Genomic DNA, 23,166 nt, shown 5'->3' on the forward strand with positions numbered 1-23,166 from the left:
GGGCCCTTCACGTTCCGCCGTTCCGTACGGTCGGTCAGCGGGGATCAGCGCTTGCCGCGACCGCCCCCGTAACCGTCACCGCGCTCGAACTGCTGGCGCATCGCGGTCTCCTGCTGGCTCTGGTACTCCTCAGCCATCTGCTGCTGGCGTCCGGCCGCGGCGGCCACCGAACCCTGCACGCCGTCGAGGACGTCCTGCGCGGACGGGGCGCCCAGCGAGCGGGAGGAACCGCCACCGCTGTTGAGCACCTGCGGCAGCAGCTGGGCGGTGAGCAGCGTCGACAGTGCCGAGCCGTCTCCGGAGCCGCCCTCGGTCTGGACCACGACCGGGCGCGGTGCACGCTCGGCCAGCGCCGCGCCCACGTCCAGGCGGCGGCGGGCCAGCTCGTACTCCAGCACCGCCCGGTTGTCCCGGTACGCGGTGGCCAGCCGGTGCTGCGCCTTGGCCTCGTTCTCGGCGGCGACCAGGTCGGCCCGGCCGCGCGTCTCGATCTCGTACCGCACCCGCTGGGCCTCGGTCTCCTGCTCCTCCAGCATCTGCGCCACGTCCTTGCGCGCCTTGTTCAGGGAGGCGTTGACCTCGACGATCTTGGCGTCGCGGGTCTTCTTGGAGCGCTCGATGTCCATGAGCAGGGTGTCGATGCGGCGCTTGCGCGTGAGCTCCCACTCCTGCTCGTAGGCGACCAGCTCCTTGGCGACCCGTTCCCGGGTGGCCAGGTGCTGCTGGTACTGGCTGGGCAGCTGCACGTCCGGGATGTTGCAGCCGGTGATGGTGACGCCGTACTTGTGCAGCTGGGTGTTGAGCAGGCTGCGCATGTCCTCGACGTTGGAGCCGCGCAGGTCGTAGGCGGACTCCGTGTTGACCATGCGGCTGCGCTGGCGGATGGCGTCCTGCACCGCGCTCGACAGCACCAGGTCGAAGTTGCTCGCGCCGATCGAGGTGACGAACCGGTACGGCTCCTCGATCCGGAACTTCAGGAAGAACTCGATCGACTTCAGCGGCACGTTCTCCCGCGTGGGGCAGGCCAGCACCGGGGCGGTGTACGGGATCTCCGTGCGGGTGTCCACCACGAAGTCCACGCGTGACCACGGGTGCCACAGGTAGTGGCGGCCCGGGCCGATGCTCTTGGCGAAGGCACCGTACTTCGTGAGGATGCCGGTGGTGCCCTCCTCGATCTCCACGATCGCGCCGCGCCACCACCAGAGACCGGCGGCGAGCACGCTGAGGACGCCGACGAACAGGGTGGGCACCGCCAGGGCGCCGTAGGCGAGGCCCGCCACGGCGCCGCCGAAGGCGACGTTCAGCGACATCATCAGTGCGGAGCAGATCGCGAACAGGCCGAACCAGACCAGGATGGTCCAGCGCAGGCCGCGGTTGTCGCGGGGGATGACCACGGGAACGATGGCTCCCTGGTCACCGCCGCGCAGCAGACCCGCGAGGTCGCTCCACGAGGCCAGGGACTCCTTGATGTTGGAGCCGCCGCCGGGATTGAAGGACTCACTCATCTACTGACCTCCCGGGTGCTGGCCCTCGGAACCGCCCTGCGACCACGGGGGCAGCGGCGGGTCCTGCGGGTTCTGGAACGGTGCGCCGGAGGGCTCCGGCGGGTCGACGGGGGCGGACTCGGAGATGCGCTCGTCGATGGCGTCGTCGCTCACCGACTGGCGGATCTCCTCCACCAGGTCCTCACCCGGGTCCTCGGCCGAGGGGCGGCGCTCGTCCGCCTCGTCCTCGACGATCGCGCTGATCTCCTGCTGGCGCTCGGTGATGCGGGCGTTGATGGCGCCCAGACGCTCGCGGATCGCGGCCATGTCCTCGTCGGAGAACAGGGCGGCGTCGGTCTGACCGATGATCTCCTGGGCGATCCGCAGGTAGTCGACACTGGCGCCGTCACCCGAACCGATCCGCAGCACCTGCGGGAGGCTGTCCGCGACCGACTCCAGCTTGTCCAGGAGGTTCTCCCGGAAGCGGTAGTTGAGGATCTCGGGGGCCTCGGCGGCGCTGACCGCGCGGATGTCCAGGGCCTGCGCCTGGAGGAGCGCGGCGTTGGCGTTGGCCTCGGACTCGGCCTCCACGAAGCGCTGTCGGGCCGTGGCGCGGGCCCGGTTGGTCTCGCGCTCCAGGGCGGTGTCCATCTGCGCCTGGTACTGGGCGATGTCGGCCTGGATCGCGGAGAGCGTCTCGTTGAGGGTGGCGAGTTCCTTGTTCAGGTCACCCTCGTTCTGCTCCTTGCGCAGCTGGAGCTCGTACTCGAAGGTGTAGGCGTCCTTGGCGACGCGGACCATCTCGGGCGCCGCCAGGTCCATCCGGTACTCCTGGCTGGAGGGCTCGGCGTGGGTGATGTTGGCGCTGGTCAGAACCACGATGCCGCCGAACTGGCGGTTCAGGGAGTCCAGCAGGGCCTGGGTGCTCTCCCCGACCATGTCGTAGATCGCCGAGGCCTCCTGCTCGTAGATGAGGCTGCGGGTGGTCTCGCTGATGGCGTTGTTGAGCTTCTCCTGGAAGCCCGGGACGCCGCCCAGCGTGTAGACGAAGTCGGTGGCGTTCTCGATCTTGAACTGCACGAAGAGGTCGACCGAGGCCTGGACGCCGCTCTTGGTGGGGGCCGAGCGGATCGGGGCGTTGAACGGGTACTCGCGCGTGGTGTTGACGATGTAGGAGACGCGCTTCCAGGGGTTGAACAGGGTGACCCTGCCCGGCTGGTAGAGGTTCTCCATCTTGCCGAAGCGGGTCACGATGGCCTGGCAGCCCTCGGGAACCATGACCATGCCCTGGCGCCACCACATGAAGCCGGTGACGGCCGCGGTGATGATCCAGTAGTGGACCCCGAAGAGGGGGTTGAGCAGGGGGTTGGCGCCCGTGACCATGGCCGTGGCGGCGGTGGTGGAGAAACCGACGACGCCGATGACGACCAGGGCGATCGCCGGGAGCATCGTCACGAAGGTGCGTCCGCGGGGGATGACCATCGGGCAGATGACGTGGACGGGGCCGCCCCGGCCGCGCTCGTAATAGCTGCGGTTGAGGGCCTCGCCCGCGTTGCTGAGCGAGGTGGTCTTCTGCTCGATCCGGGTGTCCACGGAGGCACCCTGCTCGCGTGCCGCGACGAAGTCCCGGGGATCGAGGCCGCCCTCCGAACTCTGACCGGACCGCTGGCCGGTCACCTGGCCTGCGGCCTGTTGGACTGCGTCGGTCACGGCCTGACGCGGGTCGCCCCCCTGGGCGACCGCGCTGGCCGCGCCGCGCACCGTTTGCGCGAACGACATAGGCATGCACTTCCTTGAGACGGAACGTCGGGAACTATCGGCTTCGACGTCGCGTACCGCGATCTGGTTCCAGCTCGGGGCGGGTCCGTCGTAGGACAAACCGGTAGTGGTCGGGCCCTAGCTTGTCACGGTGGCCAGCCGAAACCCATGGGTCGTGTCCCGAGCGTGACGCGGTATCGGCCACACGGTGACCCACGCGCGCCGGATGGCGCGCCCCCGAGGGCGGGGCTAGCCTCGTCATGACCGAAACTCACGGAACGGGAGCCCTCGATGCCCGCAGTACCCAGTGCCGTCCTGACCACCGCCGGGCTGATCGGCGGCTACTCCGTGGCACGCGCCACCGGCAACCGGCCCCTCGGCGGCGCCGTCCTGGCCGGGTTCGGCGCCGCGGCCTTCGAGACCACGCGCCGCAGCACCGGCCTGGGCACCGCCATCGCCCTGACCGGCGTGTACGTGGCCGCCTTCGGCCTGTCGCACCCGCTCGCCAGGAAGGTGGGCTCGTGGCCCGCCGTCCTGGGGGTGACCGCCGCGACCGCCGCCGTCGCCGTGGCCTCCAGCGACCGATCCGAGGCCTAGCGTCCGTGGATGTAGGCCTCCAGCTGGGCCCGGTCGTTCTCGAGGACCCGTAGACGGCTCTTGACCAGGTCACCGATGCTGACGATCCCGGCCAGCCGCCCCTCCGAGGTCACGGGGACATGGCGGAACCGGCGCACGGTCATGCGTTCGCTGACCTCCTCGACGGAGTCGTCGGGGGTGCAGGTGACCACGTCGGCGGTCATGATGTCGGAGACGGGGGCGGAGAGGACCTCGGGTCCCCGGCGCTCCAGGTGACGCACCACGTCACGCTCGGAGACGATCCCGACGAGGGTGTCGTCCTCCGCGACGACGACGGCGCCGATGTTGTGCCGGGCGAGTTCGGTGAGCAGCCGGGCGACGGTCTCCTCCGGGGCGACGCTCACCACCTCCGGGCCCTTCGCCCGCAGGATCGCGGCTATCAGCATGGGAACCACCTTCCGCCGGGGTTTCAGGGGGTACCCGCTCCCCTCCCCCGCCAACCACAGGTGTGGACCACGCCCCGGGACCGGGGTCCCGGGGCGCCGGCGGTCAGCTGCAGCCGCTGGTGGCGCCGCAGCCCTCGCACGCGTAGCAGCTGCCGGACGGGCGCATCCTGGTCCCGCACGTGGTGCACAGGGGCGCGTCGGCCATGAACCCCTCCGAGAAGTCCTCGCTGGGGTGCTTTTCCGGCGCCGGAACCTCGGCCGGGGCGGCCGACTGCGCGTACGACTCCACCTGCACGGCGGCCTGGACCGGGTCCTCCCCGTGCAACCGGGCCTCGCGCTCCGAGGCGGAGAGCACCCCCAGCGCGGCCCGCTCCTCGTAGGGCAGGTGGTCCAGGGCCAGGCGGCGGAAGATGTAGTCCACCACCGACTGCGCCATACGGATGTCCGGGTCGTCCGTCATGCCCGCCGGGTCGAACCGCATGTTGGTGAACTTCTCCACGTAGGTCTCCAGCGGCACCCCGTACTGGAGGGCGATGGAGACCGCGATGGAGAAGGCGTCCATCACCCCGGCCAGGGTGGAGCCCTGCTTGCCGAGCTTGAGGAACACCTCCCCGAGACCACTGTCCGGGTAGGAGCCCGCGGTGATGTAGCCCTCGGCCCCGCCCACCGAGAACGAGGTCGTCTCGCTCGGCCGCTTCTTCGGCAACCGCCGCCGCACGGGCTTCGGCGCCTCCACGGTCTCCCCGGCCGCACCCGAGGTGGACAGCGGCTGACCCACCTTGCAGTTGTCGCGGTAGACCGCCAGCGCCTTGAGCCCCAGGCGCCAGCCCTCGTAGTAGATCTCCTCGAAGTCGGTGACCGTCGCGGCCTCCGGCACGTTCACCGTCTTCGAGATCGCCCCCGAGAGGAACGGCTGGGTGGCGGCCATCATGCGCACGTGCCCCATGGGCTGGATGTACCGGCGTCCCATGGCGCAGTCGAACACCTCGTAGTGCTCCCGCCGGAGTCCGGGCGCGTCCACCACGTGCCCGTGCTCCGCCACGTGGTCCACGATCGGCGCGATCTGCTCCTCCTTGTAGCCCAGGTTTCGCAGCGCCCGGGGGATCGCCTGGTTGACGATCCGCATGGACCCGCCGCCGACCAGTTTCTTGTACTTGACCAGCGAGAAGTCGGGCTCGATCCCGGTCGTGTCGCAGTCCATCATGAACCCGATGGTTCCGGTGGGGGCCAGGAGGCTGGCCTGGGCGTTGCGCCAACCGTGGCGTTCACCGGTCTCCAGGCACCGGGCCCACTCCCGGGTGGCGGCCTCGTGGACGGGTTCCTCCAGGGCCCCCACGGTGCGCAGGTCGTCGTTGGCGGCGGCGTGCTTGCGCATGACGCGTGTGTGCGCCTTCTCGTTGCGCCCGTATCCCTCGTAGGGGCCGACCACACCGGCCAGTTCGGCGCTGCGACGGTAGGCGGCGGCGGTCATCAACGAGGTGATCGAGGCCGCCACGGCCCGCCCGCCCTCGGAGTCGTAGGCGTGGCCGGTGGCCATGAGCAGGGCGCCCAGGTTCGCGTAGCCGATCCCCAACTGCCGGTACGCGCGGGTGGTCTCCCCGATCCGCTCCGTGGGGAAGTCCGCGAAGGTGATGGAGACGTCCATCGCGGTGATCACCAGTTCGACGAGGCTGGTGAACCCCTCGACGTCGAACGTGTCGTCCTCGCGCAGGAACTTCAGCAGGTTGACCGAGGCCAGGTTGCAGGACGAGTCGTCCAGACTGAGGTACTCACTGCAGGGATTGCTCGCGCTGATGCGGCCGGTCTCGGGGTTGGTGTGCCAGTCCTGGATGGTGCCGTCGTACTGGATGCCCGGGTCGGCGCACTCCCACGCCGCACGGGCCATCCGGTGGAAGAGCTCCTTGGCGTCGACGGTGGCGACGACGTCGCCCGTGGTGCGGGAGGTCAGGCCGAACTCGGAACCGGTCTCCACGGCGCGCATGAAGGCGTCGGACACGCGGACGGAGTTGTTGGCGTTCTGGTACTGGACGCTGAACATGTCGTCTCCGCCCAGATCCACGTCGAAGCCCGCGTCGCGCAGGGCGCGGATCTTGTGCTCCTCACGGGACTTGGTCTCGACGAACTCCTCGATGTCGGGGTGGTCCACGTCGAGTACCACCATCTTGGCGGCCCGGCGGGTGGCGCCGCCGGACTTGATGGTCCCGGCGGAGGCGTCCGCGCCGCGCATGAAGGAGACCGGACCCGAGGCCGAGCCCCCGGAGGACAGCAGTTCCCTGCTGGATCGGATACGCGACAGGTTCACACCCGCGCCGGAGCCGCCCTTGAAGATCAGCCCCTCCTCCTTGTACCAGTCCAGGATCGACTCCATCGTGTCGTCCACGGAGAGGATGAAACACGCGGAGACCTGGGCCCTGGACGAGGTTCCGACGTTGAACCAGACCGGCGAGTTGAAGCTGAACAGCTGGTGGGCCAGGGCGTACTTGAGTTCGTGGTCGAAGACCTCGGCGTCCTGCTCCGTGGCGAAGTAGCCGTGCTCGCGTCCGGTGCTCGTGTACACGTCGACGACCCGGTCGATGAGCTGCCTGAGGCTGGTTTCGCGTTCCGGAGTGCCGACGGCCCCGCGGAAGTACTTGCTCGCCACGATCTGGGTGGCGTTCACCGACCAGGTGGTGGGGAACTCGACGCCGCGCTGCTCGAAGTTGACGGTGCCGTCGCGCCAGTTGGTCATGACGACGTCACGGAGTTCCCATTCGAGGGTGTCGTAGGGATGGACGCCCTCGGTGGTGTTGACCCGGCCGACGCGCAGGCCCCCGCCCTCGCGCCTGGTCGTACCGCTCGTCTTTCGCGCCATGGCGGCGCCTCCCCCGAAGGTCATGCGCGGACCCGGCGGTGACCGCGCGGACGTTCATGTGTTCGGGATGGTGCGGAGGTACGGTGTTCGCCGTGCTCCCGCCCACCTCGCGGTGGCGGTTCCGGGTTCCCTACCCGGTGGTGTCGACCGCGGGCTCCGCCTGGCCCTCGCGGTCCTCTCGCAGGCTGGCGATCTCGGCCTCGAAGTCCGCGAGGCTCTCGAACCCGCGGTAGACGCTGGCGAAGTGCAGGTAGGCGACCTCGTCCAGGTCACGCATGGGACCCAGGATGGCCAGGCCGATCTCGTGGGCGGGCACCTCGGCCACGCCGCGCCCCCGGATCTCCTCCTCGACCTGCTGGCCGAGCTTGGCCAGCGCGTCCTCGGAGACGGGGCGGCCCTGGCAGGCGCGGCGCACCCCGGCGATGATCTTGGTACGGCTGAAGGGTTCGGTGACCCCGGACCGCTTCGCCACCATGAGCAGGACCGTCTCCTGCGTGGTGAAGCGGCGTTCGCAGACGGGGCAGGTCCGACGGCGCCGGATGGCCGCGCCGTCGTCGGTGGACCTGCTGTCGATCACCCGGGTGTCCGGATGACGGCAGAACGGACAGTGCATCCCGGTTCACCTGGCTTTCCTGTACCCGACCAACAACCCTTGGAGTCTACTTAACCACAACTTATTGACCACGGCCCCCGTGTCAACACCAGATGTTGTGGTCGAACCTAGGCGCTCAGGCGGACACCCGCAACCCGGCCCACGGCGTGTCCCCAATCCGGCGGCGGAGGCCGCCAAGGAACGGGGTTCGAGGAGGTGGAAACGGGGGTGCGCGACTCCGGAAGCCGAATCCCAGGATAAGGGGGCGGGGACGCGCCGCCCGACGCCCGCCACACCGAACCGCCGACCGAATTCCCCTCCCTCCCGAGGCCGTGGAGCGACGGCGGGGCACGGCGAGACGAACCCCATACCGGATCCCGCATTCGACGGACAACGGCCACCGCACGCGTGTACACACATAAGTCCGGCCACCGGAAATCGGCGCGTGAAAACACAAAGGGAAATCCCTCCGCGACCCCGTCCACGGACTCTCGAACGCTTGTTTGATATCACCGTGTGCAACGACTAAAGTTGACCTTGATTTCACACCGGCTTCGCCGTCCGGTCCGCGTGGCCGGTGACCGGCCGCACACGCGCCCTGACCGAACCGAACACCGAGGAGGCCCGGCCGTGCCGGAGGAGAACCCCGGAGCCGTCGGCTCCGGACCCACCACCGTTCTTTCGCCCGTCGGCGAACCGGGCGCGTCCGTGCCCGACACCCCCAGGCTCACCGCGCGCCAGCAGAGTGTCCTCAACTGCATCCAGAGGTACGTCCGGGAACGGGGGTACCCGCCGTCCATCCGGGAGATCGGGGACACCGTCGGCCTGTCCAGCCCCTCCAGCGTGGCGCACCAGCTGAAGGTGCTCCAGCGCAAGGGGTACCTGCACCGGGACCAGAACCGGCCACGCGCCGTGGAGCTGCGGACCCCCGGCAGGGAGACCTCCCAGACCCTCACCCAGGAGGAGCTCACCGCCGACTCCACCAGGGCGGCCTCGGTCCCGCTGGTCGGCCGGATCGCCGCCGGTGGCCCGATCCTGGCGGAGGAGGCCGTGGAGGACGTCCTCGCGCTGCCGCGCCAGCTGGTCGGTGAGGGCCGCCTGTTCATGCTCACCGTGGTGGGCGACTCGATGATCGACGCCGCGATCACCGACGGCGACCTGGTGGTCGTCCGTCAGCAGCAGACGGCCGAGAACGGTGACATCGTCGCGGCGATGCTGGACGACGAGGCGACCGTCAAGGTGCTGCGCAGAGAGCCGGACGGGCACGTGTGGCTGATGCCGCGCAACGACGCCTACGAGCCCATCCAGGGTGACGAGGCCACCATCCTCGGCAAGGTCGTCACGGTCATGCGCAGGGTCTGAGCGCGGATCCCCGAAGCCGGGGGCGGTGGGTGGGCCGATACGCTGAGGACGTGTCGTCACCTGTCTCCGCCCCCGTGTCCCCCTCCCCGACCCGCGCCCTCCTGGCCGCGACCCTGGCCGCCGGGACGCTGCTGGTCTCCGCCTGCGCGCCCAGCGACGGCGGTGACGGGCCCGCCCTTCCCGGCGCCTCCGGGCAGGAGCGCGAGGTCTCCTTCGAGGGCGGCGGCTTCACGGTGCCCGGCACCTTCACCACCCCCGGGGGTGACGGGGGCACCGTCCCCGGGGTGCTCATCATCTCCGGCAGCGGCCCCACCGACCGGAACGGCAACGGCCCCGGGCGCCCCGAGGCCAACACCAACCTGAACCTCGCCCGTGTGCTGAGCGGGGCCGGTGCGGCGTCGCTGCGCTACGACAAGTTCGGCAGCGCCGACCCGGACGCCATGAGCGAAGCCGAGGAGGAGGCCCTCGACCAGCCGGTCGACCCCCTGGTCTTCGAGCGGCAGATGGCCGCCGCCTACGCGGAACTGGTCGCCCAGCCCGAGGTGGACCCCGAGCGCACCGTCATCCTGGGCCACAGCGAGGGCGCCCTGTTCGCCCTGCGCGCCCATGAGGTCCTCGACGCCGAACCGGCCCTGGTGCTGGCCGCCCCGCCCGGCACGCGCATGCTCGACCTCATCGACCGACAGCTGTCCGAGCAGGTCCGCACCGCCGAGGCCCAGGGCGGCGTCGGCGAGGTGACCGCCGCGACGATGCTCTCCGACCTGCGGGCGGGCCGGGCCGCGGTGCGCTCCGGCTCGGAGCTGCCCGAGACCGACTCCACCGGCCTGTTCGACGCGAACGGCGCGGACTACCTGGCGTGGATCGATTCCTTCGACCCGGTCGAGCTGGCCGAGGAGCTGCCCGGGGACACCCCGGTCCTGGTTCTGTGGGGCGACCGGGACGCCCAGGTCAACGAGGAGGAGATCGACCGGCTCATGACCGGTATGGACGGTGCCGAGCGGGTGGACCTGCCCGGCGCCGACCACATCCTGCGCGAGTACGACGACTCCCCCGGCGCCGCCGCCCTCGACGCGGACCGCGCCTTCTCACCCGACGTCACCCCGGCCCTGGAACGGTTCCTCGGCGGCCTGCGGTAGGCGGTCCCCGGACCGCGGGCCACCGGCCGGACTCGGTCGATCGCCCGGATCACCCGGGCGGGGACGCCCGCGAGGAAGTCCCGGCCGCCGGAGCGTTCCGCGACCGCGACGACGCCGGGCCGCCTCGCGCGTCCACGGCCGCTCCGCCGCCACCGGCGGGAGCATCCGCGGAACACGCCCTAGTCGTCCTGGTCGTCCCCGGAGGCGGGCAGCCGCTCGACGACGGCACGGGCGAGGACTTCGGCGTCCTCGGCCGCGACCGCCCCGTCCACGGACCCCACCGCGTCGTAGTCGGTGGCGGCGGTGTAGCAGGACTCGACGTACAGGTTGGAGACCCGCACGCCCACACAGCCCACCTCGAACGCGCCCTCCTCCACCCACGTGAGGGCCTCGTCGCCCAGGCCGTCCACCGGCTGGGCGTCGTTCCCTCCCGCCGTGGAGCGCAGGGTGTCGGCGGCGGTCTCCTGGCCGCCCTCGACCGGGGCGGCGACCATGACCAGGGTGGCGGCGGAGGGCACGGACTCGCCCGCACCCTCGGGGGTGGCCCAACGGCACTGCCAACCGGTCCCGAAGGCGTCCTGGGCGGTGCCGACGGTCTCCTCGATCTCGCTCTCGTAGCCCGGCACGAGTTCCGCCAGGGCCTCGGTCTCGCCGACCCCGCACTCGGGCGCGGCCTCGAACTCGCCCTCTTCCACGCCGTTGCCCAGCAGGTACCAGGCGAGCCAGCCCGCGAGAGCCAGCACGGCCACGATCAGGACGACGAGCAGGGTGACGGCCAGGCCCCGGCTCTGCGGCGGTGCGGCACCGGGGTCCTCCGGCTGACCGAAGTGCCGGGGTTCGGGATACGGGCCGGTCACAGGGCCTCCCCCAGCTGGTCGGCGAAGGCCACGATGGTCTCCTCGGCACGGTCGAAGGCCACCGGGTCGTCCTCGTCCACGGCGGTGTAGGAGACGCGGACCAGCAGGTTGTCGGTGTGGAAGGCGAGCTCTGCGGTGCCGGGGACCTGGCCGCGCCAGACCTCGGCCTCGGCTCCCGACCCCAGAACCACGGACGCGCCGCGCGGGGGCACGAGCGCGGCCTGGGCCAGGGCGGCGGACGCGTCACCGGTCACGGTCGGCTCGGCGGAGGCGTCGGTGAAGCGCGCGGTCAGGTCCACCCTCAGGACCCCCTGCTGGTCACCCCCGAGCCCGGCCGTGGTCCACACGCACGCGGTGCCGTCACCGCCCGCCAGGGGGCCGCCGTCGTCCGACTCCAGGACCGCCCCGGGCAGCGCCTGGGCGACCGCGTCCTCGGGGACCGCTCCGCACGGGGGCGCGGCGGTGTAGGCGTCACCGCCCCCGGGCTGGTCCGGGTCGCCCCCGGCGATCCAGAGGCCGCCTCCGACTGCGGCCGCGGAGACCACCACCGCGCCCGTCACCACGATCGCCGCCCGCACCCAGGGTCGTGGTCCAGCACCCGTCGCAGAGCCCACCCGGCCACCGCCTCCCAATCAGTTGTCACGCCCAAGGTAGGGGGCGGTGGTCGCCACCGCGACCACCGCCCCGCGCGACGGATCAACCGACGACGATGTTCACCAGCTTGGGCGCGCGGACGATCACCTTGCGCACGGTCTTGTCACCGATGAAGCCCTGGGCCTTCTCCGAGGCCAGGGCCAGGCGCTCCAGCTCGGCGGGGTCGATGTCGGGGGACACCGACAACTTGTCGCGAACCTTGCTCTGCACCTGCACCACGCAGACGACGGACTCCTGGACCACCAGCGCCGGGTCGGCCTCGGGCCAGTTGCCGACGGCCACCGAGCCGCTGTGGCCCAGCTTCTCCCAGCCCTCCTCCGCGATGTAGGGCGCGAACAGGGACAGGGCGACGGCCACGAACTCGGCCGCCTCGCGCACCGCCGGGTCGGCGGCGCCGGGGCCCGAGTCGATCGCCTTGCGGGCGGCCGACACCAGCTCCATGCAGCGGGCGATGGCGACGTTGAACCGCTTGTCCTCGACCAGCGCCGTGATCTGCTCGATGGAGCGGTGCGTGAAGCGGCGCAGGTCGGTGTCGCCGGTGGCCGGGTCGGCGCCGGGGGCGCTGGCCGCTCCGGCCTCGCTCATCACGCGGTAGGCGCGGTTGAGGAACTTCTGCGCGGCGACCACGGACACGTCCGCCCAGTCGACGTCCTCCTCGGGCGGTGAGGCGAAGAGCATGGTCAGCCGGACCGCGTCCACACCGTAGGCGTCGATCTCCTTGCCCAGGTCCACACCGTTGCCGAGCGACTTGGACATCGCCCGGCCCTCGTTGATGACCTGGCCCTGGTTGGTGAGGCGGCGGAAGGGCTCGGTGAAGTCGAGCATGCCCATGTCGTACAGGACCTTGGTGAAGAAGCGCGCGTACATCAGGTGCAGCGTCGCGTGCTCCTTGCCGCCGATGTAGTGGTCGACGGGGCCCCACTTGTTGACCTCGTCGGTGTCGAAGGGGGCCGTGTCCAGGTGCGAGGAGACGTAGCGCAGGAAGTACCAGGACGAGTCCACGAAGGTGTCCATGGTGTCCGTGTCGCGCTCGGCCGGACCGCCGCAGGACGGGCAGTCCACGTGCAGCCACTCCTTGGCGGCGGCCAGCGGGGAGATTCCCTTGGGGGCCAGCTCGGCGCCCTGGAGGTCGGGCAGCGTGACCGGCAGCTGCTCGTCGGGGACGGCCACCTCACCGCACGAGGGGCAGTGGATGATCGGGATCGGGGTGCCCCAGTAGCGCTGGCGGGAGAGCAGCCAGTCGCGCAGGCGGTAGTTGACCGTGGCGTCGCCGGTGCCGCGCTCGCGCATGATGCCGATGATGCGCTCGATGGCGTCGGTCTTCGTCAGGCCGTCCAGCGGGCCGGAGTCGCGCAGCACGCCCTCACCGGCGGTGGCCACGCCGGTCTCGGCGGGGTCGGCCTCGCCGGTCTCGACCACGACCCGCACGGGCAGGTCGAACGCGAGGGCGAAGTCCAGGTCGCGCTGGTCGTGCGCGGGGACCGCCATGATCGCGCCGTGGCCGTATCCGGCCAGCACGTAGTCGGCGGCCCAGACGGGCATGCGCTCGCCGTTGACCGGGTTGATCGCGTGGCGGCCCAGGAACACGCCGGTCTTGGGGCGCTCGGTGGTCTGGCGCTCGATGTCGGAGAGCTTGGCGACGTCCGCGCGGTAGGCCTCGAAGGCCTCGCGCTGCTCGGGCGCGCACAGGTCCTCGGCCAGGTCGGCGTCGGCCGCCACCACGAAGAAGGTGGCGCCGTACAAGGTGTCCGGGCGGGTCGTGTAGACGGTGACCGGCTCGTCGCGGCCCTCGATCTCGAAGTGCACGTCGGCGCCGCTGGAGCGGCCGATCCAGTTGCGCTGCATGGCCAGGATCTCGTCCGGCCAGCGGCCGTTGTCCAGCTGGTCCATGTCGTCCAGCAGGCGCTGGGCGTAGTCCGTGATCTTGAAGTACCACTGGTTGAGGGCGCGGCGCTCGACGTCGGCGCCGCAGCGCTCGCACCTTCCCTGTACGACCTGCTCGTTGGCGAGCACGGTCTGGTCCTGCGGACACCAGTTGACCAGGCCGTCCTTGCGGTAGGCCAGCCCCCGCTCGAAGAAGCGGGTGAACAGCCACTGGTTCCACTTGTAGTACTCGGGGTCACTGGTGTGCAGGCGGTGCGACCAGTCCAGGGCCAGGCCGTAGCGGCGCATCGAGGAGGCCTGGGTCTCGATGTTGGCGTACGTCCACTTGTAGGGGTGGTCGTTGTTCTTGATGGCCGCGTTCTCGGCGGGCAGGCCGAAGGAGTCCCAGCCGACCGGGTGCAGGACGTTGTCGCCGCGCTGGAAGCGGTAGCGGCCGATCACGTCACCGATGGCGTAGGCCTCCGCGTGGCCCATGTGCAGGTCACCGGAGGGGTAGGAGAACATGTCGACGATGTAGGAGCGGGGGCGCGTGTCGCCCGGGTCCATGGTGGCCTCGAACGGAAGCTCGGCGGCCCAGCGCGCCTGCCACTTGTCCTGGAGGGCGCGGGCGTCGTAGGTGTCGCCCGTCGTCTGGTCGCCGTCTACCGCTGTCATCGCTGAGTGTTCCTTAGCCGGTTCTGGGTGTGTTGCCTTCAGGTTAGCGGCTGCGGTACCCGGCCGAAGACCGGATTTCCGCCATCCGGGACGCACCTCGAACCTGGGCGTCCTCACGGAGGGTGATCGCGACACCGGTGGTCTTTCGGACCCTCGGCCCCTCCACACCGACCGCTCGGTTTGTTACTCTGCCGTCAAAGTGGCGCAGAACACGCGATTCAGGTCACACCCTGTCTCTCGTCTCACCGGTCCGGATTCACTTGTCTGCGGAGGCCCCCATGTTCAACCTGTCCGCTCTCCTGGAGGACGGCGCCCGTTCCGCGCCCGAGAAGGAGTGCCTGGTCTTCGGTGACACCCGGCTCAACTACGCGGTCACCGACATGATCGCCAACCAGGTGGCCAACCTGCTCGTCTCCCGGGGTGTCCGTCCGGGTGACCGGGTGGCGCTGGCCAGCCCCAACCTTCCGTACTTCCCGTTCGTGTACTTCGGCGCGCTGAAGGCGGGCGCCGTTGTCGTCCCCCTGAACGTCCTGCTCACCCCACGTGAGATCGCCTACCACCTGGAGGACTCCGGCGCCAGGGCGCTCTTCGCCTTCACCGGAAGCCCCGAGCTCCCGCTGGGCCAACGCTCCTTCGAGGCGTTCAACCAGGTGGAGGGCTGCGAGATCTTCGTGGACATGCCCGCCACCGCCGGGGCCACCGAGTCCACCATCGAGGGCGCCGAGACGATCTGGGCGGCGTTGGCCGGACAGCCGGGCACGTTCGAGACCGTGCAGTCCGGGGCCGACGACACGGCCGTCATCATCTACACGAGCGGCACCACCGGCAAGCCCAAGGGCGCCGAACTGAGCCACCACAACCTGATGATGAACGCGGTGGTCGCGTCCAGCCTGGTCAACGCGCACCCCGACGGACGCGACGTGTCCCTGACCGTCCTTCCCCTCTTCCACATCTTCGGCCAGACCGTGATGCTGAACGCGTCGCTGTACCGCCACGGCACCATGGTCCTCATGCCGCGCTTCGACGGGGACCAGGCGCTGGAGCTCATGCAGAAGGAGGGCGTCACCGGGTTCGCCGGGGTCCCCACCATGTACTGGGGTCTGCTCAACGCCGCCCGGAACGCCGAGCCCGGCCGGTACGACCTGGAGGGCATCGCCGCGAACGTGGTCGACGCCGTCTCCGGTGGTTCGGCCCTGCCCGGTCAGCTGGCCGAGGACTTCACCAAGCTCTTCGGCGTGGGCATCAAGGAGGGCTACGGCCTGTCCGAGACCTCCCCCGTGGCCTCCTTCAACAACCCCGCCACCGGCGCCAAGACCGGCTCCATCGGCCGCCCGGTCTGGGGTGTGGAGATGAAGCTGATCGACCCCGAGTGGAACGAGGTGGTCGGGGAGGGTGACCGGGACCCGGTCGGGGAGATCGCGGTCCGGGGACACCTGGTGATGAAGGGCTATCACCACCGCCCCGAGGTGAACGCCGAGGTGATCAGGGACGGGTGGTTCCGCACCGGGGACATCGCCCGCCGCGACGGGGACGGCTTCTACTTCATCATCGACCGTTCCAAGGACATGATCATCCGTGGCGGCTTCAACGTGTACCCCCGCGAGGTCGAGGAGGTGCTGATGACCCACCCGGCGGTCAGCCTGGCCGCCGTGGTGGGCGTGCCGCACGAGAGCCACGGGGAGGAGGTCAAGGCGTTCGTGATCCTCCAGGAGGGCGCCGAGACCTCCGTCGAGGACCTGGTCGCGTTCGCCCGCGAGCGGCTGGCCGCGTACAAGTACCCGCGCCACGTCGAGTTTCGCACGGAGCTGCCGATGACCTCCACCGGCAAGATCCTCAAGCGCGAACTGCGCGACGCCTAGGAGACGGTGCCCCGGTCGTCCGACCGGGGCACCGCGCCCTCACGGGGCGACCATCCTCCGCGGTCCTCGCGGCTAGCCCTTGACGGCACCCTGGACCAGGCCGGAGACCATCCATCGCTGGACGAGGATGAAGAACACCATCACCGGAATGGTGATGATCGTCGAGGCCGCCATCACGTGGCCCCAGTCGTTGGCGTACTGGCCGAAGAACTGGCGCAGGCCCACGGCGACCGTGTAGTTCGTGCTCTGCGTCATGAAGGTGAACGCCAGCACGAACTCGTTCCAGGCGACGATGAACGAGAAGATCGCCGTGGCCACCAGCCCCGGGGCCACCAGCGGGAACAGCACCTTCCAGAACATCTGCGGCCAGGTCGCGCCGTCGATGTAGGCGGCCTCCTCCACCTCCTTGGGGACCGCCGCCACGAAGCCGCGCATCATCCACACCGCCAGGGGCAGGGACAGCGCCACGTAGACGATGCTCAGCCCGATCACCGTGTTGAGCATCTGGAGGTCGCGCACCTGGATGAACAGCGGGATGACCAGCGCCTCCAGGGGCACCATCTGCACGATCAGGATCATCACCAGCACGGCGGTGCGGAACCGGAAGCGGAAACGCGCCACCGCCACGGCCGCCAGCATCGACAGCACGCAGGCGAAGGCCACGGTGATCCCGGCGACGGTCAGCGAGTTGCGCAGGTACCGGCCGAAGTTGCCCTCGGTCATGACGTACACGAAGTTGTCGAGCGTGAACGAGGTCGGCAGCAGCGCACCGGTCCCGGAGGTCGTGCTGTCCGAGAACGCGCTCATCAGCATGAAGTAGACCGGGAACAGCGTGAAGAACAGGAGCACGCTCACCCCGGCGGCCTTGCCAACCGTGCGCCAGACCCGGAGCGTGCCGCCCCGGCGCCGGGAGGCCCGGACCCGTGCCTCCCACGCTCCGGAGGACGTGTCGGGGGTGTGCGTCTCCAAGGGACCTCCTCGTCCGGGCGGGATTCGCGTCATCTCAGCTCCTCTTCCCGGAACAGCGCGCGCAGGTAGACGACGGTGATCCCCAGCAGGAGCAGCGTGAGCAGGGCCGCGATGGCCGAACCCATGCCGAAGTCGTTCTGCCCGAAGGACCGCACGTAGGCCCACACACCCAGGTTGAGCATCTGGGAGCCGCCGACGTCACCCCCGGGCATCAGGTAGATCTGCGCGAACACCTTGAAGTCCCAGATGGTGGAGAGCACAGTCACCACCGCGAACACCGGACGCAGCGTCGGGAAGGTGACGTGCCAGAAGCGCTTCCACGCGCCGGCGCCGTCGATCCGGGCCGCCTCGTGCAGTTCCTTGGGGACGGTGAGCAGCCCGGCCAGGACCGTGACCGCCACGAACGGGAACCCGCTGTGCACGATGTTGAGCGTCACGATCGCGTAGAACCAGAAGCGGTCGGCGAACCAGTTGTAGCCGGAGGGTTCGATCAGGCCCAGGGATTTCAGGGCCTGCGCCACGACCCCCTGGTCCACGTCGAAGATCCAGATCCACACGTAGGTGCCGCTGACGGCGGGCATCGCCCAGGCCACCATCACGCAGGAGACCACGACGACCCGCGTCACGGGCTTCAGGTTGGCCAGCAGCAGGGCGACGAGCGTGCCCAGCACGACGGTCGTGACCACCGCGACCACGGCGAACACGACCGTGTTGACCAGGACGACGCGCCACAGGTACGGGTCGGTGAGCAGGCTGACGTAGTTGCCCAGCCCGACGAAGTCCGAGTCCCCCGAGACCAGGTTGCGCAGCTTGAAGTCCCGGAAGGACAGCCACACGATCCGGCCGATGGGGAACAGCAGCAGTACGCCGATGACCCCGAGCGGGGGCACCAGCAGGGCCCAGGGCAGGAGGGCGCGCCGCCCCCTCATACCCAGGAGCGGCGCGCGTCGGCGGCCGTCGGGCGGCCGGACCGGTGTGGCGGGTGGCAACTAGTTTCCCTCGTTGAGGATGGTCTCGATGGACTCGGCGGCGCGGTCGGTGGCCTCCTCCACGGTCGCTTCGCCGTTGAGGATGTCCTGCTGCATGCCGACGATGATCCCCTCGGCCTCCACCTGCGACCAGGCGGGGACGGCCGGGGTGCTCTTGCCCGCTTCCAGGAGCTGGACGGCGAACGGTTCGACCAGCGGGTCACCGGACTCGGCGTAGGCCTCGATCTCCGCGACACCGGCCGGGAAGAAGCCGCTCTCCTCGCCCCAGCGGTCGAAGTACTCACCCTGGGTGAGGAGGTCGACGTACTCCCAACCGGCCTCCTCGTTGCCGGTCCCCTCGAACACCGACAGCAGGGAGCCACCGGCGAAGGAGTCCATGTAGCCCTCCTCCTGGCCGGGAAGCACGAACGCGCCGAGCTTGCCCTCCAGGTCGGGGTTGGACTCGATGATGGCCTTGGGGTTGGAGCTGTTGGAGATGGCCATGACGGCGTCCTCGTCAGCGAGGGACTCCATGACGTCGATCTCGTTCCAGTTGACCGCGCCCGTGGTGGACAGGCCGTCCTCCAGGGAGAGGTTGGTGAAGAACTCGACCCCCGCGCGACCCTCCGGGGAGTTGATCGTGGAGGTCCAGGTGCCGTCGGACTCCTGGACCGCGACCTCACCGCCGCCGCCCCACACCCACGGCATGACCGAGTACTGGGCCTGGCCGGGCACCGGGAAGCCGATCATGCCGTCCTCGGCCTCGGCGAGCTCCGTGGCGGTCTCGCGCAGCTCCTCCCAGCTGGTCGGCTCCTCGTGGCCGTGCTCCTCGAAGATGTCCTTGCGGTAGATGATCGAGCGGATCGACGCGTACCAGGGCACCCCGTACGCGGCGTCGTCCACGACGCCCATCGAGTACATCTCCTGCTGGAACCGGGAGGGGTCGTCGACGTACCCCGACAGGTCGTGCAGGGCCCCGGCGTCGGCGAACTCCGGGGTGAAGGTGGTGCCCAGCTCGACGACGTCGGGCACGGTGCCACCCGCGATGGCCGTGGAGATCTTGTTCTGGGCGTCGGCCCAGGGCACGAACTCGACCTCGACGTCGATCCCGGTCTGCTCGGTGTAGGTCTCGTTGACCGCGTCGAAGAAGGCGCTGGCGTCCGGGTTGGTTCCCTCCATGATCCACACCTGGAGGGAGTCGGTGTCCCCGCCGCCGCCACCGCCCCCGCAGGCCGTCGCCGCGAGCACCAGGGTCAGTGTGGCCGCGGGAAGGGTGACGTACTCGTGTACTCGTCTGCGGGCCATCGGCTCGCCTCCCGTTTCTTTCGAGGGTCCCCTGAGGGTTGGTAGGAAACCTACGTAAAGAACGACATCTTGTGAAGTAAACCACTGCGACTTGTGTCTGACCTGTTAGGCAGGCGGTTCCGGCCGGTGTTTCCTCCCGGTCGTGCGGGTCACCGTCAGTCGCTGAGACCGGTCACCTGGCGCAGGGTCGAGACGAGTTCGGCGCGTTTGTAGACGGCGAGCCCGACCGCCGAGCAGAAGGCGGCGAGCATGTGGGCGAACACCATGCGGTCGCCCTGCGCGAGGCGCTCGGCCGTCTCCTCCTCACCGATCGAGTGGGCCTCCCACGCGGTGGACACGGCGAACTCCAGCTCCGGCGGGAGCATCTCCGCGACGGTGCGCGCCACCGCCTCCCGCGAGTCGGCGGGTTTCCACACGACTCCGGTCTCCTGGACGCGGCGGCCGAGGAAGGCCGCGATCACCCTGAGCTCGGACATGACGTCCTCGACGTCGTCCGCCGCCCGGGGGATGACCCGGTCCAGCTCCTCGCGGTTGTGGTCCGCGTAGGCGCTGATCAGCGCGATCGCGGTCTCCCTGACGTGCTCCGGCAGGTCGTGGTCGGGTGTCGGGGCGCCCTGGGGCGCGTTGTCGTCGGAGGACACGGTGTGGGTCCCTTCACGGCTGCTGGATCTGACGGCTCCATGATGCCGCGTCGACGCCGTTCCATGGCGCAGGCGGAGGCTGGGTGCGGGGGTGTCCGCGCAACGCGAACGCCCCCGCCCGGGACGGCCCATGGAGCGGCGATCCCGGTGGACGGCCGTGGTGGGCCGACGTGGGCTCGGTCAGAAGTTCGGCCGCAGCGGCATGTGCGCGTCGGTGCCGTCGAGCTTGACCCCCAGGATCTGGTGGAGCTGCACGACGTTCCGCTCGAAGCCCAGGACGCACCCGGCCATGTAGAGGCGCCACACACGGGCGGTGCCCTCCCCCACCTCGGCGACGGCCCGGTCCCAGTCGCGCTCCAGGTTGGCGCCCCAGTGGCGCAGGGTCAGCGCGTAGTGCTCGCGCAGGTTCTCCTGGTGACGGATCTCGAAGCCGGCGTCGTTCATGGCGGTCTGGATCTGCCCGGGGCCCTCCAGCTCGCCGTCGGGGAAGACGTACCTGTTGATGACGCCCTTGGTGTTCATGGGCTTGAGGTTGTTGCTGGGACGGGTGATGCAGTGGTTCAACAGCCGACCGCCGGGCACCAGCTTGGCGTTGAGCGAGGCGAAGTAGGGGTCCAGGTTCCGGGCCCCGATGTGCTCGGTCAGCCCGATCGAGCTGATCCGGTCGAAGCTGCCGTCCGGGACGTCCCGGTAGTCCATGTGCCGGATCTCGGCCAGCCCGGTCAGGCCCTCCTGAGCGATCCTCTTCGCGCCCCACTCGGCCTGTTCCTTGGACAGGGTCACGCCGACCGCCCTGACCCCGTGCTCACGAGCGGCGTGGCGCACCATGCCGCCCCATCCGCAGCCGACGTCGAGCAGCCGCATGCCCTTCTCCAGGCCCAGCTTGCGCGAGACCAGGTCGTACTTGCGGAACTGCGCGCTCTCCAGGGCCCCGTCGAAGTCGCCCACCCGGTCCAGGGCGCCGTCCTCCTCGTCGAAGACCGCACAGGTGTAGGTCATCGACGGGCCGAGGACCGTCTCGTAGAACTCGTTGGAGACGTCGTAGTGGTGGTGGATGACCTCGGCGTCGCGCTTCTTGGAATGCCGAATCCCCCGCCCGAGCAGGGTGCCCCTCCGCATCTCCTGGGGCGGCGGCGCCACCCTGTTCACGAACTTCACCCACCCCACCGAGCCCACGATGGCGAGGAGGTCCCGGGGGGTCACGTTGACGCCCTCCGCGAAGGTGAAGTCCGCCATGTGTCTCAGCGCGGTGTACATGTCGCCCTCCAGCTCCAGGTGGCCGGAGACGTAGGCACGTGTCAGCCCCACCGCGTTGGGCGACTGGGCCAGGTAGTTGACGGCCACCGGGGTCCGCACGTTCACCGTGACCTCGCTGTCCGGGTCCCCCGCCGAGCTGCCGTCGTAGGCGGTGAACCGGATGGGCGCGTCGGGTCCGACGACACGCTCGAAGATCTCTGCAAGCCGCATGCTCATGTCCTTCCCTTCCGTACGCGGCCCCTGCCCACAGGTCGCCGCCCGGTGGTGCTGTCAACTCGGCGGTGGGTTCAGCGGTTGCGTACGCACTTGGCGTACAGGTCCAGGAGACGGCCTCGCGGGTCGTAGGTCTCCTTGAGGTCCTCGTAGTCGGTGCCGTTGTAGAGGGCCCAGAAGTCCTCCTCCGAATAGAAGGAGTCCGAGTACAGGGACTTGTGGCCGCCCAGCCGGGTGACCTCCTCCTCGACCCTGCGGTTGTGGTGGGCCCCGCCCTGGCCGGGCCGGGTGTCCACCAGCCCCCAGAAGCCGAAGTTCACGTACAGGCGGTCGTTCTCCAGGGGGTAGAGCGGCCAGACGTGCTCGTCCTCGGAGAGTCCCTCGCGGCGGGGCTCACGGAGCCGGAGCGGGCACATCCACAGGGGGGTCATGCCGATCTCCGCGTGGTAGAAGTCCAGGAACTCCGCGCCGCGCTCCACCCCCACCTCGATGTCCTGGATGAGGGGCTCCTGACGCGGGCGGCCCCGGTAGTGGTTCAGGAGACGGGAGAATCCGGTGCGCCGGTCCCAGGCCACCAGCCTGCGGTAGACGTCGGAGCGCTTGAGGGAGCGCGGCCAGAACGGGCGCAGGAACCGGTTCTGGGTGCCGAAGGCGCGGGAGCACCAGAACCAGTCGGTGTCCCAGCGCCAGAGGTAGTCGTGCACGGTGAGGTAGTCGCCGGGCCCGGTGGAGCCGTCCTCGGGGTCGGCGTAGCGCGCGATCGAGCGGTAGTAGACGTCGTTTCCGGTGTAGTCGCTGGTCCAGGGCGCGTGGTCGGTGAAGCGGGCCAGGGTCACGTACAGCTCGTCGGGGCCGAACACCACCCCGTCCACGAAGTCCACGGGCCGCCCCTCGTGGGAGCCGTCGGCGCAGATCCGGGCGAGCGCGTCCATCGCCGTCGAGGAGTCGTGGAACCGCAGGTGGCGCAGGTGCACGTAGGGGGAGACGGGGTCGAGCTCCACCCGCAGGCGCAGTGCGTACCCGAGCGTGCCGTAGGAGTTGGGGAAGCCGTGGAACAGGTCGCTGTGCTCGTTGTCCCGGGTCGCCGTGACGACCTCGCCGGAGCCGGTGAGGATCTCCATCTCCTGGACCGCCTCGTGCGGGAGGCCGTTGTGGAAGGAGGAGGACTCGATCCCCAACCCGGTGACCGCCCCGCCCACGGTGATGGTGCGCAGCTGCGGCACGACCGTGGGCATGAGGCCGTGCGGGAGGGTGGCCGCCACCAGTTCCTCGTAGGTGGTCATGCCGCCGACGTCGGCCAGGCGCTCGACGGGGTCGATGGCGATGACCCCGGAGAAGGCCGACACGTCCAGGGCCGGGGCGGAGGACCGCTCACGGAACCGGAACAGGTTGGAGGTCGGTTTGGCCAGCCGCACGGGGGCGCCCTCGGGGAGGGCCCGGTAGTCGCTCCGCAGCCGTTCGACCGCCGCGACGTGGTCCGCGAGCCCCGTACCCGCCGACGGCCCCCGTGGGGACCGGGGGCCGGGATCGGATGTCGTACCGGGCTGTTTCGGAGTCATACCGGGTTCCCCTGACTGTTGACGACGCACAGCTTGGGTCGGCCAGGACCGGTGGTGGCGTGCCGGGGCAGGCCGATCCCCTCAGTTCTACCTAGCGGTATCGGTCCACGGCCACCCCATTTCGGTACGTGTCTTACCCAC

18 protein-coding genes are annotated in these 23,166 nt (G+C 70.0%); 4 read left to right on the plus strand and 14 right to left on the minus strand.

Features of this window, described 5'->3' with window-relative positions; genetic code table 11:
• Positions 1-44: 44 nt before the first annotated feature.
• Positions 45-1,505: an SPFH domain-containing protein gene (locus ACFW3L_RS01245; protein ID WP_378735023.1), complete on the minus strand. Its 1,461-nt coding sequence runs from the start codon at positions 1,503-1,505 to the stop codon at positions 45-47.
• A complete protein-coding gene (locus ACFW3L_RS01250; protein ID WP_378735025.1) occupies positions 1,506-3,263 on the minus strand; it encodes an SPFH domain-containing protein in 1,758 nt (585 codons plus the stop codon).
• Positions 3,264-3,533: 270 nt separating this feature from the next.
• Here ACFW3L_RS01250 and ACFW3L_RS01255 point away from each other — a divergent pair, with 270 nt between their 5' ends.
• Positions 3,534-3,839, plus strand: a complete 306-nt coding sequence (locus ACFW3L_RS01255; RefSeq protein WP_378735027.1) for a hypothetical protein — start codon at positions 3,534-3,536, stop codon at positions 3,837-3,839.
• Here the strand turns inward: ACFW3L_RS01255 and ACFW3L_RS01260 are convergent.
• The 3 genes from ACFW3L_RS01260 to nrdR form a co-directional block, all read right to left on the minus strand.
• Complete coding sequence (locus tag ACFW3L_RS01260) at positions 3,836-4,264, minus strand: CBS domain-containing protein (protein ID WP_378735029.1); 429 nt, start codon at positions 4,262-4,264, stop codon at positions 3,836-3,838. The two genes, ACFW3L_RS01255 and ACFW3L_RS01260, sit on opposite strands and share 4 nt — an antisense overlap.
• Before the next feature lie 103 nt (positions 4,265-4,367).
• Positions 4,368-7,115 carry a vitamin B12-dependent ribonucleotide reductase gene (locus ACFW3L_RS01265; RefSeq protein ID WP_378735031.1) on the minus strand — a complete coding sequence of 916 codons (2,748 nt, stop codon included), beginning with the start codon at positions 7,113-7,115 and terminating at the stop codon, positions 4,368-4,370.
• A 130-nt stretch (positions 7,116-7,245) separates the two neighbouring features.
• Positions 7,246-7,728: a transcriptional regulator NrdR gene (gene nrdR / locus ACFW3L_RS01270; RefSeq protein WP_378735034.1), complete on the minus strand. Its 483-nt coding sequence runs from the start codon at positions 7,726-7,728 to the stop codon at positions 7,246-7,248.
• 687 nt (positions 7,729-8,415) lie between these two features.
• On the opposite strand from nrdR, the gene lexA reads away from it, so the two are divergent.
• Together lexA and ACFW3L_RS01280 are read left to right on the plus strand one after the other, a co-directional pair.
• On the plus strand, positions 8,416-9,069 hold the full coding sequence (gene lexA / locus ACFW3L_RS01275) for a transcriptional repressor LexA (protein ID WP_378735371.1): 654 nt from the start codon (positions 8,416-8,418) through the stop codon (positions 9,067-9,069).
• Positions 9,070-9,119: 50 nt separating this feature from the next.
• Positions 9,120-10,205, plus strand: a complete 1,086-nt coding sequence (locus ACFW3L_RS01280; protein ID WP_378735036.1) for an alpha/beta hydrolase family protein — start codon at positions 9,120-9,122, stop codon at positions 10,203-10,205.
• 179 nt (positions 10,206-10,384) lie between these two features.
• Here the strand turns inward: ACFW3L_RS01280 and ACFW3L_RS01285 are convergent, their stop codons facing one another.
• The 3 genes from ACFW3L_RS01285 to leuS form a co-directional block, all read right to left on the minus strand.
• A complete protein-coding gene (locus tag ACFW3L_RS01285; protein ID WP_378735038.1) occupies positions 10,385-11,062 on the minus strand; it encodes a hypothetical protein in 678 nt (225 codons plus the stop codon).
• Complete coding sequence (locus ACFW3L_RS01290; protein WP_378735040.1) at positions 11,059-11,640, minus strand: hypothetical protein; 582 nt, start codon at positions 11,638-11,640, stop codon at positions 11,059-11,061. The genes ACFW3L_RS01285 and ACFW3L_RS01290 overlap by 4 nt, the downstream gene beginning before the upstream one ends.
• 118 nt (positions 11,641-11,758) lie before the next feature.
• The gene (gene leuS, locus ACFW3L_RS01295; protein ID WP_378735042.1) at positions 11,759-14,254 is read right to left on the minus strand and encodes a leucine--tRNA ligase; all 2,496 of its coding nucleotides are present in this window, start codon (positions 14,252-14,254) and stop codon (positions 11,759-11,761) included.
• A 278-nt stretch (positions 14,255-14,532) separates the two neighbouring features.
• On the opposite strand from leuS, the gene ACFW3L_RS01300 reads away from it, so the two are divergent.
• A complete protein-coding gene (locus ACFW3L_RS01300) occupies positions 14,533-16,113 on the plus strand; it encodes a long-chain fatty acid--CoA ligase (RefSeq protein WP_378735044.1) in 1,581 nt (526 codons plus the stop codon).
• Between the two features lie 72 nt (positions 16,114-16,185).
• Here the strand turns inward: ACFW3L_RS01300 and ACFW3L_RS01305 are convergent, their stop codons facing one another.
• The 6 genes from ACFW3L_RS01305 to ACFW3L_RS01330 form a co-directional block, all read right to left on the minus strand.
• Entirely contained in the window at positions 16,186-17,082 is an 897-nt protein-coding gene (locus ACFW3L_RS01305) for a carbohydrate ABC transporter permease (protein WP_378735046.1), read from the minus strand.
• 29 nt (positions 17,083-17,111) lie between these two features.
• Entirely contained in the window at positions 17,112-18,011 is a 900-nt protein-coding gene (locus ACFW3L_RS01310) for a carbohydrate ABC transporter permease (RefSeq protein ID WP_378735373.1), read from the minus strand.
• Positions 18,012-18,071: 60 nt separating this feature from the next.
• A complete protein-coding gene (locus tag ACFW3L_RS01315; RefSeq protein ID WP_378735048.1) occupies positions 18,072-19,355 on the minus strand; it encodes a sugar ABC transporter substrate-binding protein in 1,284 nt (427 codons plus the stop codon).
• 155 nt (positions 19,356-19,510) lie between these two features.
• Positions 19,511-19,996 (minus strand): hypothetical protein, encoded by a 486-nt coding sequence (locus ACFW3L_RS01320; protein ID WP_378735050.1) that lies wholly within the window; start codon positions 19,994-19,996, stop codon positions 19,511-19,513.
• Between the two features lie 180 nt (positions 19,997-20,176).
• The gene (locus ACFW3L_RS01325; protein ID WP_378735052.1) at positions 20,177-21,463 is read right to left on the minus strand and encodes a class I SAM-dependent methyltransferase; all 1,287 of its coding nucleotides are present in this window, start codon (positions 21,461-21,463) and stop codon (positions 20,177-20,179) included.
• Positions 21,464-21,540: 77 nt separating this feature from the next.
• The gene (locus ACFW3L_RS01330) at positions 21,541-23,025 is read right to left on the minus strand and encodes an FAD-binding oxidoreductase (protein ID WP_378735054.1); all 1,485 of its coding nucleotides are present in this window, start codon (positions 23,023-23,025) and stop codon (positions 21,541-21,543) included.
• Positions 23,026-23,166: the final 141 nt, after the last annotated feature.

Origin of the sequence: Nocardiopsis sp. NPDC058789, from assembly GCF_042745575.1 — a bacterium.
GTDB lineage: Bacteria > Actinomycetota > Actinomycetes > Streptosporangiales > Streptosporangiaceae > Nocardiopsis > Nocardiopsis eucommiae.